This is a genomic window from Micromonospora sp. DT31 (assembly GCF_049841795.1).
Classification (GTDB): domain Bacteria; phylum Actinomycetota; class Actinomycetes; order Mycobacteriales; family Micromonosporaceae; genus Micromonospora.
In genome coordinates, this window is the sequence record NZ_JBNCKZ010000005.1 from 108,365 (window position 1) to 120,028 (window position 11,664).

General features: G+C 70.2%; 12 protein-coding genes and 2 tRNA genes. 9 read left to right on the forward strand and 5 right to left on the reverse strand.

Annotation, left to right across the window (positions count from 1 at the left end; translation table 11 throughout):
- Nucleotides 1–90: 90 nt before the first annotated feature.
- The 5 genes from gyrA (at nucleotide 91) to ACLQ2X_RS10835 (ending at nucleotide 4,011) form a co-directional block, all read left to right on the forward strand.
- Complete coding sequence (gyrA, locus tag ACLQ2X_RS10815) at nucleotides 91–2,610, forward strand: DNA gyrase subunit A (RefSeq protein WP_425680847.1); 2,520 nt, start codon at nucleotides 91–93, stop codon at nucleotides 2,608–2,610.
- Nucleotides 2,611–2,613: 3 nt separating this feature from the next.
- Entirely contained in the window at nucleotides 2,614–3,537 is a 924-nt protein-coding gene (locus ACLQ2X_RS10820) for a DUF3566 domain-containing protein (protein WP_425680848.1), read from the forward strand.
- Between the two features lie 142 nt (nucleotides 3,538–3,679).
- Nucleotides 3,680–3,753 (forward strand) — tRNA-Ile (locus ACLQ2X_RS10825).
- Nucleotides 3,754–3,796: 43 nt separating this feature from the next.
- Nucleotides 3,797–3,925 (forward strand): DLW-39 family protein, encoded by a 129-nt coding sequence (locus ACLQ2X_RS10830; RefSeq protein WP_231928447.1) that lies wholly within the window; start codon nucleotides 3,797–3,799, stop codon nucleotides 3,923–3,925.
- Nucleotides 3,926–3,935: 10 nt separating this feature from the next.
- Nucleotides 3,936–4,011 (forward strand) — tRNA-Ala (locus tag ACLQ2X_RS10835).
- A gap of 103 nt (nucleotides 4,012–4,114) precedes the next feature.
- Here ACLQ2X_RS10835 and ACLQ2X_RS10840 read toward each other — a convergent pair.
- The gene (locus ACLQ2X_RS10840; protein WP_425680849.1) at nucleotides 4,115–4,669 is read right to left on the reverse strand and encodes an NADPH-dependent FMN reductase; all 555 of its coding nucleotides are present in this window, start codon (nucleotides 4,667–4,669) and stop codon (nucleotides 4,115–4,117) included.
- 20 nt (nucleotides 4,670–4,689) lie between these two features.
- Entirely contained in the window at nucleotides 4,690–7,200 is a 2,511-nt protein-coding gene (locus ACLQ2X_RS10845; RefSeq protein WP_425680850.1) for a DHA2 family efflux MFS transporter permease subunit, read from the reverse strand.
- On the opposite strand from ACLQ2X_RS10845, the gene ACLQ2X_RS10850 reads away from it, so the two are divergent.
- Entirely contained in the window at nucleotides 7,147–7,641 is a 495-nt protein-coding gene (locus ACLQ2X_RS10850; RefSeq protein ID WP_425680851.1) for a MarR family winged helix-turn-helix transcriptional regulator, read from the forward strand. The genes ACLQ2X_RS10845 and ACLQ2X_RS10850 overlap by 54 nt on opposite strands.
- Nucleotides 7,642–7,787: 146 nt before the next feature.
- On the opposite strand, the gene ACLQ2X_RS10855 is transcribed toward ACLQ2X_RS10850, so the two are convergent.
- Nucleotides 7,788–8,006, reverse strand: a complete 219-nt coding sequence (locus ACLQ2X_RS10855; protein ID WP_425680852.1) for a GrpB family protein — start codon at nucleotides 8,004–8,006, stop codon at nucleotides 7,788–7,790.
- A complete protein-coding gene (locus ACLQ2X_RS10860; RefSeq protein WP_425680853.1) occupies nucleotides 8,003–8,548 on the reverse strand; it encodes an AAA family ATPase in 546 nt (181 codons plus the stop codon). The genes ACLQ2X_RS10855 and ACLQ2X_RS10860 overlap by 4 nt, the downstream gene beginning before the upstream one ends.
- Between ACLQ2X_RS10860 and ACLQ2X_RS10865 the strand changes: the two genes are divergently transcribed.
- Complete coding sequence (locus tag ACLQ2X_RS10865; protein ID WP_425680854.1) at nucleotides 8,547–8,876, forward strand: nucleoside triphosphate pyrophosphohydrolase family protein; 330 nt, start codon at nucleotides 8,547–8,549, stop codon at nucleotides 8,874–8,876. The two genes, ACLQ2X_RS10860 and ACLQ2X_RS10865, sit on opposite strands and share 2 nt — an antisense overlap.
- A gap of 61 nt (nucleotides 8,877–8,937) precedes the next feature.
- On the opposite strand, the gene ACLQ2X_RS10870 is transcribed toward ACLQ2X_RS10865, so the two are convergent.
- Nucleotides 8,938–9,576 (reverse strand): dienelactone hydrolase family protein, encoded by a 639-nt coding sequence (locus tag ACLQ2X_RS10870; RefSeq protein ID WP_425681078.1) that lies wholly within the window; start codon nucleotides 9,574–9,576, stop codon nucleotides 8,938–8,940.
- Nucleotides 9,577–9,593: 17 nt separating this feature from the next.
- Here ACLQ2X_RS10870 and ACLQ2X_RS10875 point away from each other — a divergent pair, with 17 nt between their 5' ends.
- Together ACLQ2X_RS10875 and ACLQ2X_RS10880 are read left to right on the forward strand one after the other, a co-directional pair.
- Nucleotides 9,594–10,184 carry a helix-turn-helix domain-containing protein gene (locus ACLQ2X_RS10875; RefSeq protein ID WP_425680855.1) on the forward strand — a complete coding sequence of 197 codons (591 nt, stop codon included), beginning with the start codon at nucleotides 9,594–9,596 and terminating at the stop codon, nucleotides 10,182–10,184.
- A 525-nt stretch (nucleotides 10,185–10,709) separates the two neighbouring features.
- Nucleotides 10,710–11,657: an L-threonylcarbamoyladenylate synthase gene (locus ACLQ2X_RS10880; RefSeq protein ID WP_425681079.1), complete on the forward strand. Its 948-nt coding sequence runs from the start codon at nucleotides 10,710–10,712 to the stop codon at nucleotides 11,655–11,657.
- Nucleotides 11,658–11,664 lie beyond the last annotated feature (7 nt).

Here is an 11,664-nt window from a genome sequence, read left to right on the forward strand (position 1 = left end):
CAGGTCCACAGAGTTATCCACAGCTTGGCCGCTTTCCACAGTAGTTATCCACAGCGAGACCACGCCTGAAGAGTCTGATAAGGGTTAACAGTGACCGATACTCCCGATTCCACGCCGACCGAGCCGGAGACCCCGGAGACACTGGCCGCGGTCGTCCAGCACGATCGGATCGAGCCGGTCGGCCTCGAGGTCGAGATGCAGCGCTCGTACCTCGACTACGCGATGAGCGTCATCGTCGGGCGGGCCCTGCCGGACGTGCGGGACGGGCTCAAGCCGGTCCACCGCAAGATCCTCTACGCCATGTTCGACTCCGGCTACCGGCCGGACCGGGGGTACGTGAAGTGCTCCCGCGTCGTCGGCGACGTGATGGGCCAGTTCCACCCGCACGGCGACTCGGCCATCTACGACGCGCTGGTCCGGATGGCGCAGCCGTGGTCACTGCGCTACCCGCTGGTGGACGGCAACGGCAACTTCGGCTCCCCCGGAAACGATCCGGCAGCCGCCATGCGCTACACCGAGTGCAAGCTCGACCCGTTGGCGATGGAGATGCTGCGGGACATCGACGAGGACACCGTCGACCTGCAGGACAACTACGACGGCCGGGCCAAGGAACCCACCATCCTGCCGTCGCGGATCCCGAACCTGCTGGTCAACGGCTCCGAGGGCATCGCGGTCGGCATGGCCACCAAGATCCCGCCGCACAACCTGCGCGAGATCGGCGCGGCGGTGCAGTGGTGCCTGGAGAACCCGGAGGTCGACGAGGCGACCACGCTGGAAGCGCTGCTGGAGATCGTCAAGGGCCCCGACTTCCCGACCCACGGCCTGATCGTCGGCCACGCCGCCATCCAGGACGCCTACCGGACCGGGCGCGGCTCGATCCGGATGCGCGCGGTGGTCGAGGTGGAGGAGGACAAGCGCGGCCGGCCGGCGCTCGTGGTCAGCGAGCTGCCCTACCAGGTCAACCCGGACAACCTCGCCGAGCGCATCGCCGAGCTGATCAAGGAGGGCAAGCTCGCCGGCATCGCCGACATCCGCGACGAGTCCTCCGGGCGTACCGGGATGCGGATCGTGCTGGTCCTCAAGCGCGACGCGGTCGCCAAGGTGGTGCTGAACAACCTCTACAAGCACACCCAGCTCCAGGAGACGTTCGGTGCCAACATGCTGGCACTCGTCGACGGGGTGCCGCGCACGCTCAACCTGGCCCAGTTCCTCCGCTACTACGTCGAGCACCAGATCGAGGTGATCCGGCGGCGGACCGCGTTCCGGCTGCGCAAGGCCGAGGAGCGGGCGCACATCCTGCGCGGTCTGAGCAAGGCGTTGGACGCCCTGGACGAGGTGATCGCCCTGATCCGGCGCTCGCCCACCGTGGATGACGCCCGGCAGGGCCTGATCCGGCTGCTGGACATCGACGAGGTTCAGGCGACCGCGATCCTGGACATGCAGCTGCGCCGGCTGGCCGCCCTGGAGCGGCAGCGCATCCTCGACGACCTGGCCAAGCTCGAAGTGGAGATCGCCGACCTCAAGGACATCCTGGCCAAGCCGGAACGGCAGCGGCGGATCGTCTCGGAGGAACTGGGCGAGATCGTCGCGAAGTGGGGCGACGAGCGGCGTACGAAGATCATGCCGTTCGACGGCGAGGTCTCGATGGAGGACCTCATCGCCCGCGAGGACGTCGTCGTGACGATCACCCGCACCGGGTACGCGAAGCGGACGAAGGTCGACCTCTACCGTTCGCAGCGGCGCGGCGGCAAGGGTGTCAGCGGCGCGACGCTCCGCCAGGACGACATCGTCAGCCACTTCTTCGTATGCTCTACCCACGACTGGATCCTGTTCTTCACGAACAAGGGCCGGGTCTACCGGGCGAAGGCGTACGAGCTTCCCGAGGCCAGTAGGGTGGCCAAGGGCCAGCACGTGGCCAACCTGCTCGCCTTCCAACCCGACGAGCAGATCGCGCAGATCATTGAAATCCCGAACTACCAGGTGGCGCCCTACCTGGTACTGGCCACGAGAAACGGCCTGGTGAAGAAGACGCGTCTCGAGGAGTTCGACTCCAACCGCTCCGGCGGCATCATCGCGATCAACCTGCGCGATGAGGACGAACTCGTCGGCGCGGTCCTGGCGGCCCCGGAGGACGACCTGTTGCTGGTGTCGAAGAACGCCCAGGCGATCCGGTTCAACGCGACCGACGAGGCGCTGCGCCCGATGGGCCGGGCCACGTCCGGCGTGATCGGCATGCGGTTCAGCGGTGAGGACGAGTTGCTCGCCATCGAGGTGGTCCGGGAAGGCCTGGACGTCCTGGTCGCGACGAACGGGGGATACGCGAAACGTACCCCCATCGAGGAATACCCGGTCCAGGGCCGGGGAGGTAAGGGCGTGTTGACCGCGAAGATCACCGAGCGTCGTGGTGGTCTGGTAGGCGCGGTCGTGATCGATCCGGAGGACGAGCTGTTCGCCATCACGAGCAACGGCGGCGTCATTCGGACTCCGGTGAAGCCTGTACGTCGTACCCGTGACCGGAACACAATGGGGGTCAAGCTGATGGACCTCCCGGACGGCGTGACTATCGTGGCGATTGCTCGCAATGCCGACGAGCCTGACGAACAGGACTAGTTGATGACGGAGACACAGGCGAAGTCGGGGAACAAGGGGACCTCGGCCACCCCGGCGGAGGGGGAGGCCGCGCAGGGCGGCACACCGGCGAGCGGCCGCGCGGCCGTGGGTCGGGCCACGGTCCCCGGCGATGCGCCTGCCCCGAAGTTCACCCGCGCCCCCGGCATGACGCCGCCTCCGGACAAGCCGACCGAGGACGACGGTTCCCGCGGGTCCGGCGAGACCAGGGTCGACGCACCGACGTCGGCCAACGGTCTGGCCGGCCCGGCCGCGGGCAAGGCCGGCAACGCCACGAACACACAGACGAGCACCATGCCGGCCACCGGCCGGGCCTCCACCGGGACGACAGGCACGCAGCCGCGTGTCGGCGGCGGCCTGGGCACCGCTCCGAAGGCGTCGCCGGACGGCAACCGCCCGACCGGCGGCGGCCCGGCACGTCCCGCCAACGGCGGCGGCCTGCCGCCGGGGGTCGGCGGCGGTGCGGCGGCCGTCGGCGCCGCGCGCGTGGGCGAGGCGGTACGCGCCGCGCGTACCTCGGTCAGCTCGGCCGCGTCCCGCGGGCCGCGCCGGGCCCGGCTGAACCTGAAGCGGATCGACCCGTGGTCGGTGATGAAGTTCGCATTCGCGGTGTCCGTGGTGCTTTTCATCGTGGTCGTGGTGGCGACGTCGGTGCTCTACCTCGCGCTGGACGCGATGGGTGTGTTCAAGAGCGTCAACGACAGCCTCACCGACCTGGTGAACGCCGGCGGCACCTCCAGCGGCGGCGGCTTCCGGATCACCGCCAAGGGCGTGATCCTGACGTCGGCGCTGGTCGGCCTGGTGAACGTGGTGCTGTTCACCGCCCTGGCCACGCTGAGCGCGTTCGTCTACAACGTCTGCGCCGACCTGGTCGGCGGGATCGAGCTGACGCTCGCCGAGCGGGACTGACCCGACGACGCCGGGGCGCCGCGGAAAGCGGTCGCCCCGGCGTCGTATGTCCGGGTACGTTCGAGGCGAGGCGGGCGTTCCGCCACGGTACCCCGATTTGGGCGCGGTGGCGGCGATGGGTTAACCTTGCTCGTCGCTACGCGGGGCTATAGCTCAGTCGGTTAGAGCGCAGAGCTGATAACTCTGAGGTCGCTGGTTCGATTCCAGCTAGCCCCACCGCACATCCTCCGACGACAGTCGAACGCGAGGGGTCAAGCACATGTTCAAGAAGCTCCTGATCCTGGCCGGCGTCGTCGGTGTGGCCGCCGTCGTGGCCAAGAAGGTCAAGGCCTCCAACGACGAGCGTGCCCTGTGGCACGAGGCGACCACCGCACCCGACCTGCGCTGAGCGCGGTCCCGGGGCCCTAGCTCAACTGGCAGAGCACTGCCTTTGCAAGGCAGGGGTTAGGGGTTCGAGTCCCCTGGGCTCCACCATTGGTCGATCTTCAACCCTGCCCCTGTGATCGGTGGGCAGGGTTGCTTCGTTGTGGTCCACGTTGATGCCGGGGGCATTCTCGGCTCAGCCGGTGGTTCGTCGTCAAGCCGGGTACGGCTCGGTCGTGCGGGCCAGGAGAAGCGCCCTCGCCCACCACGACAGTTGATGCAGCATCTTCGCTGCCGCTTCCTGGCTGCCGTGTCCGTCGAGCGGTTGGCCTTCCGCGTCGAACGAACCGTGAGCGTTGTGGAAGCTCACCGTCTCCCTGATCGTGACGGCGTGCAGCTCTGCGAAGATGAGTCGCAGGTGCTCGACGGCACGGAGGCCACCGGACAGACCGCCGTAGGAGACGAAGGCGATGGGCTTGGCGAACCACTCCTCGCGGGCCAGGTCGATCGCGTTCTTGAGCGTTCCGGGGAAGCTGTGGTTGTACTCCGGTGTGACGATGACGACCGCATCGGCGGCAGCGATTCGTGCTCGAAGATCGACGGCATGTTCGTGGCTTGTGAACGGCTGGGCAGGCACTTCGATCTGGGCAAGGTCGATGGTGTCGAGGTCGAAAGCGTCGACCGTCTCGACCTGTTCAGCGAACCACCGTGCGACGGTCGGACCGAATCGGCCTTCTCGGGTGCTGGCGATGACCACGCCGAGGCGCATTCGACGGTCTGGTGACTGTGTCATGGCAGCAGGAGCGTCTTCCCGATCGTGGTGCGGGACCCGATCGCGGCATGAGCTGCGGCGGCGTCGTCGAGGGAGAGCGTCTGACCGATGGTCGGCCGAATGCTTCCCCGGGCGGCGAGGTCGAGGGCGTGAGCGGTGAACGAGAACAACTCGTCGGGGTTGGCGCCGATCGCGGCGAGAGGGATCACCCTGATGTCCTTGTCGGCGGCTGTGGTGGGGTCGATCGTGCCCCAACTCCCGCCCGCGGCGCCGTGCTGCACGTAGCGTCCGCCGGGGCGGACGAGCGCGAACAGGGCTGTGGTGGTGTCGGCGCCGATCCCGTCGAAGACGACGTCCACTCCGTCCGGGGCCGCGGCACCCAGGCGGGTGGTCCAGTCGTGGTCGCGGTAGCTGACGGCGGAATCAGCGCCGAGGGTACGGGCGTGGTCGAGCTTTCCGGTGCTCCCGGCGAGGGCGATGACGTGCGCGCCGGAGGCTTTCGCGAGCTGGACGAGGATGCTGCCCACGCCGCCTGCTGCGGCGGTCACGACGACGGTCTCGCCGGGCTGGATGTCGGCGGCGTGATGCAGGCCCACGGCGGTGCGTCCGTCGGCGAGCAGCGCGGTCGCTTCGGGGAGGCCGAGCGGTTCGGGGACGCGGTGCAGGTCGGCGGTGCGGGCCAACGCGAGGCTGGCGTATCCGCCGGTGCCTCCGGTGGTGGTGACGACGCGGGCGCCGATCCACGCCGGGTCCACGTCGGGCCCCACCCGGTCGATGAGCCCGCCGACCCCGTTGCCGAGCACGACGGGGAACGTCGCGGGCGGTGCGACGGGGCTGCCCGAGCGGATCAGCGTGTCGATGAAGGTGATCGCGGCGACCTCGACGGCGACCCGTACCTGGTCGGGACCGGGCTCTGGATCGGGCAGCGTGATCGGCTTCAACACGTCGGGTGCGCCGGGATGGTCGGCGATGACGGCTCTCATGTCGTGGTCCTCGTTTCTGGATGTCGGGCGTCTGTCGACGTTGGGGGGTGGTCCTGCGGGTAGGAGCAGCACGATGACGAGGGCGACGCCGAGGAAGCCCAGCGTCCAGGCGAAGGTGTGCGCGAACGCCGCGTCGATCCCGTCGCCGCTTCCGGGCTCATCGAGGGTGGCGAGTTGCCGGTGGAGGATGAGCGCGACGACGACGGTGCCGAACGAGGCGCCGATGCGCTGGACAACGTTGAGCAGGCTGGTGGCCCGCGGGATCGACGCGGGCTCGACGTCGCGGTAGCTGCTCGCGGAGACGGCCACGCCGATGCCGCCGAGCCCGGCCCCGAGCGCCACGATTCCTGCCGACAGCACGACCAGCGACGCGCCGCCTGCGAAGACGAACACTCCGAGCCCTGCGCCCGCCAGCACGGTGCCGGTGAGGGCGACGATCCGTGGGCCGGCCCGGTCGGCGTAGCGTCCTGCGATCCACAGTCCGGCCATGAGCCCGAGGCCCTGCGGTGCCAGCAGCCAGCCGACATCTGCCACCGGAAGGCCGCGGGCCTGCTGGTAGAACAGCGGCAGGAGCAACATCGGGCCGTAGAGGCACACGCCGGAGAGGAACATCATCACGGTTGCGACCGAGAACGACCGACAGCGGAACAGCCGCAGATCGAGCAGCGCCCGGTTGCCGCGGCGTCCGGCGTGCAGCACGAACCCGGCGAGCAGGACCAGGCCTGCGGCCAGCAGTACGATCGGAACTGCCGACGGGTCACCGATGAGGGACAGGCCGGCCAGGACCGCCACCGTCGCCGGGACCATCAGCAGCGCGCCGGTCCAGTCCAGCCCGGTCTGCTGCTGCGCATCCGACGGGTGCAGGTGGCGGTGGGCCAGTGCGAGGGCGAGTAGGCACAGTGGCACGTTCACCAGGAAGATCCATCGCCAGCCGAGCGAGCCCAGGATGATCCCGCCCAGCACGGGACCGAGGATCGGGGCGAGCTGGCCGGGAATGCCGATTAGCCCCATGGCCCGGCCCATCCGGCGAGGGCCTGCGGCACGGGCGAGCATCGCCTGCACCAGCGGCAGGATGAGGCCGCCGCTAAGGCCCTGAACGATCCGGAAGGCGATCAGACTCTCGATCGACCACGCGAGTCCGCACAGGATCGAGCCGGCCAGGAACAGCCACAGCGTCACCAGCCAGACCCCTCGGGCACCCCATCGGTCGATCAGCCAGCCCATCATCGGAATGGCCGCGGCCATCGCGAGCAGATAAGCCGTCGTGGTCCACTGAGCCGCCCGCACCGTCGTGTTGAACGCCTGCGTCAGATCCGCGATCGCGACGGCGACGATCGTCGTGTCCAGCAGCGCGACAGATGCGCCGGCCAGCAGCACCCCCATCAGGCCCAGGAGGGCACGGTCGATCCCGCCCGAGTCCGAACTGATTGCTGGCATGCCAACATCGTACCAATGTTGCTGGCATGCCAACAGTATCGCTATCCTGGCACCATGACGAGCCCGGCGGAAAACCGCACCAAGGACGGATCGCCGCCGCCCCGGCACGTCGGCACCAGCATCGAGGGCGCGCCGGTCGGGTCGCTGCTGTTGCAGGTCGTCCGGGCCCACGCGCGAGTGGGCACCGAACTGCTGAACGAAGCGGGCGTCGCGTCTCCGCACGAGATCGTGCTGCTCTACCTCGACGCACACGGCCCGGTGCCGCAGACCGAACTGGTCCACTACATGGGCCGTGACCGCTCCACCGTCACCGCGACCCTCCAGGCGATGGAGCGTGGCGGACTCGTCGCACGCACCCCTTCCCCTTCGGACAAGCGCGCCATGATCGTCCGGCTCACCAGGAAGGGACAGGGCGCCGTACCCCGCGCCCGGGCCGCTTGGCACGAGCTCGAACGCCGCACCACCCGCAACCTCACCCCGTCGCAGCAAGCGGAGCTGATGACGGCCCTCGCCGCGGTGCGCGACGCCCTCAACGAGGACGGGGGGTAGTCCCCGCTCCCTTGTCCGCTGCGGCAGGGAAAGTCTGAGGCAGCCCGGCGCACCCGCTGCGACTCCGACGCCCGTACCGCAGGTTCGCCAGTGGCAGCGGGCGGCACGAACTCCAGCCCGCGATCCGTCCGCTGGACCGCGTGCGATCAAGGACCGGGCTCAGGTCGATGCTCTCCGCCGGCCCCCACACTTCGCCAAGTTTCGATGACCGGTTTGGCCGTCAACCCGGGAATGCTGGCAGAGGACGTGTTCGATGCTCCGCGCCGGGGCAGCGCAGCCGCCAACAGCCGTTGTTCGACCGTGAATTGCTCCGGCCAGGCCGGATCGTGGGCCACCACCCCGACGATGCGCGCATCGTTGTTCACTTCGGCCACGGTAGTGCCCGACTGGCGGCCCGCCTTGTCGCTGCCACACGGGCCGGGAGCGAAGCCGCCGGCACGTCGACGAGCACGAACCCCGCCTCGCGGTAGGTCAGTTCGTGGACCCGCTCGAAGACGAGTGACTCCTCGAATCCGATGCGGCGAGCGGCGGTGGCCTCGACGAATCCCTGGTTGCGAATGAAGAAGACGGTCCGTTCGTACCGGTGTTCCGTGGTCATGCGTGCGACCTCGTCGAATAGCGCAGGCGGTGCCGCCAGGCTCAGATCGAGGCACAGGGCCAGCGTGCAGACCGGAGACCGGTCGTAGAAGAGCACGTCGCGGGCGTACGCGTCGGCGTTGCGCTGCCGCTTGCGCTGCAGTGCCAGCACCTGGTCCGGGAAGGCCGGATCGCGCCACGGCTCAGGCCGGCCGAGCGCCTGCTGTAGCGCGATCACGTCCGTCGCGGCTTCCTTCACGACCGCGCAGCCGTCGATCTCCAGGTGGCGCAGGGCGCCCGGTACTGAGCGTCGACCACACTGGTTCGCCATGGACCTGGACGAGTATCAGCGCGGCGCCCTGCGTACCGCCGCTCCGCGTGACAAGACGAACGAACTGCTTCACCTGGTGCTCGGGCTGGTCGGCGAGTCGGGTGAGATCGCCGAGAAGTTCAAGAAGTGGGTTCGCGACCTCGACAGCGACGAGTCGCGGATCGACCGGGCCGACATCGCCAAGGAGCTCGGTGACGTGGTCTGGTACGTGGCGGTGCTGGCCGACTATCTCGATCTGTCGCTCGACGACATCGCGATGGCCAACCTGGCAAAGCTGGCCAGCCGCCAGGACCGTGGTGTGCTGAGTGGCAGTGGCGACGACCGCTGAGTTCAGCAGGTCACAGGCCATCGGCCGCCGGGAGGAACCCGCGTCTCCGGTTGACCTTGGCCTAGCCGAGCCGGCCGAGAAGGTCGCGGCTGCGGCCCACCACCAGCGCGGTCGCCTCCGCGTCGTACGACGGCAGCGAGGCGTCGGTGAACAGGTGCCCGTCGCCGGGGTAGACGAACAGTTCGCCGCGCTCGGGACCGACGATGGAAACCAGTTCGCGGGCGGCGTCGATGTCGCCTTCCAGCCCGAAGAACGGGTCCCGCTCCATGCCGTGCACCTGGACGGCCACGCCGTCGGGCCAGGGTCCGATCGCCCACTCGCCGGTGACGGGAAGGCAGGCCTCGTAGAGCAGGGCGGCGCGGGCGCCGGGCCGGGTCTGGGCGAGTCGCTGGGCGATGGATCCACCCCAGGAGATGCCTGCGTAGACGAGGTCGGCGGGTAGGCCGGCGGCGATCCGGTCGGCGCTGCGCTCAAGCGTGTCGGAGCCGATCCGCTTGATCAGCGCGATCCCGTCATCGATGCTGGCCGGCCGCTCGCCCTCGAAGAGGTCGGGCACGTGCACCGTGTGTCCGTCGGCGGCGAGGGAGTCGGCGAAGGCGCGTACCCCGTCGGTGAGCCCTTGGACGTGGTGGAAGAAGAGGATCTCGGCCATCTCTACACTCCATGGTTGTCGAACCAGAGTTATCGAACGAACCAGAATCTTAGAACGGTCGAGAAATGTCGGTCAATCGTGGGGTCCCTGACTACGACCTCGATGATCTGCTCGTGGTCACCGCCCCCGAGCAGTTGCGGGCGCTCGCCGACCCGCTGCGCGGCACGCTCCTGGAGCTGCTGCTGGAGCGGGCCGCCACGGTGAACGAGCTGGCCCGCGCGGTCGACCGGCCGAAGAGCAGCGTGGCGTACCACGTGAACCAGCTGGTCGACGCCGGCCTGCTGCGGGTGGTGCGGACCCGTCGGGTCCGCGCCATCGAGGAACGGTTCTACGGCCGGGTGGCCCGCACCTTCTACGTCGGCGCGCTCGCCCGCCCGGAGGACAAGCAGGTGGCCGCGGGGATCAACGGGCTCGCGGAGGCCGCCGCGGAGGCGGCCGCCGCGCACGCCGCCGACGAGCTGCGGTGCACGCTCGTGCATGCCCGCATCCCGATCGAGGACGTCCGGGAGTTCTGGGCGCAGGTGCAGGCCCTGGCCCGCCGGTTCGCGCAGATCCCCCGCGCCGGAGACCAGGTGTACGGCTTCGCCGCCGGCCTCTACCCGACCGACGCGCCCACGCTCCCCGACGCGGCCCCCGACTCCGGCACCCGGGACTGATTTCCCCTCGCCGGGACTCCGCATCCTGACCGCGCTGCTCGCGCAGGGTTCACGCCGCTGCCGCTGCTGCTGCCACGTGCCGCTGCCACGTGCCGCTGCCACGTGCCGATGTCGGGCCAGGGGCGGGTGCCGGGCCAGGGGCGGGTGCCAGGCCAACAGGCGGGTGCCGGGCCGTGGTCCTGTCTGGCATATGCCTCTCAGGCATAAATATGCCCGAGAGGCATATCGCTCGTGAGCGAACACGCGCCCTGTCCACGACACGCCCGCTCTCGCCAACGCCGCAGCGCTGTGGGTGCGCCGTGCCACGAAACCGGCGGACCGACGGGCCCAGGCCGGGGCATGGCTGTGGCGGCTGGGCGGCACGGGCGGTGAGACCGGGCCGGGCCGGGCCGGCGGGACCGTGAGGCCACGCCGGCAGGCCCCGGGTGGGGCGGCGGGACCGTGAGGCCGCGCCGGCAGGGCCCTGGTGGGGCGGCGGGTCCGGCAGGCTAGCGTCGGGGAGTGAGCACCGGATCCCCGCGCGTCCTGTCGGCCCAGCGCGGCATCGCCGAGGCCGCCGCCGTGCTGCGCGCCGGCGGGCTGGTCGCCTTCCCCACCGAGACGGTGTACGGGCTGGGCGCGAACGCCCTCGACGCACGGGCCGCGGCGCGGATCTTCGAGGCGAAGGCCCGGCCCAGCTTCGACCCGCTGATCAGCCACCTGGCCGACGCCGCCGACCTGCCCGCGTTGGTGGGCGAGGTTCCCCCGGCGGTGGCCGCCCTGGCGCAGCGGTTCTGGCCCGGCCCGCTCACCCTGATCGTGAACCGGCCCGCGGTGATCCCGCCGATCGTCACCTCCGGCCTGGACACCATGGCGGTCCGGGTCCCGGACGAGCCGGCCGCCCGCGCGTTGATCGCCGCAGCGGGGGTGCCGGTGGCCGCGCCGAGCGCCAACCGGTTCGGCCAGCTCAGCCCGACCCGGGCCGAACACGTGGTGGCCGGGCTGGGCGGCGCCGTGGACGTGGTGCTCGACGGCGGACCCACCCGTTGCGGCATCGAGTCGACGATCGTGGACGCCCGAGGTGCACGGCCGGTGGTGCTGCGGCTGGGCGCGCTGCCCATCGAGGCGCTGGTCGAGGCGGTCGGCCCGGTCGACGTACGCCAGGGCAGCTCCGGTCAGCCCGTCGCACCCGGGACACTCGCCGCGCACTACGCCCCGCGTACCCCGTTGCGGCTGGGCACGGCGGACGCGCACGACGGCGGCCGGCGGGGGTTCCTGGCCTTCCGGGAAGCACCGGCGGACGGCGACTGGGCGGCGGTGGAGGTGCTGTCGCCGGAAGGCGACGTGACGGCGGCGGCCGCGCGTCTCTTCGACGCGCTGCACCGGCTGGACGCCGCCAGGGTGACCGAGATCGTCGCCGAGCCGGTGCCCGACGTCGGGGTGGGGCGTGCGGTGAACGACCGGCTGCGCCGGGCCGCGGCCACCTGGCAGTGACCTCGCC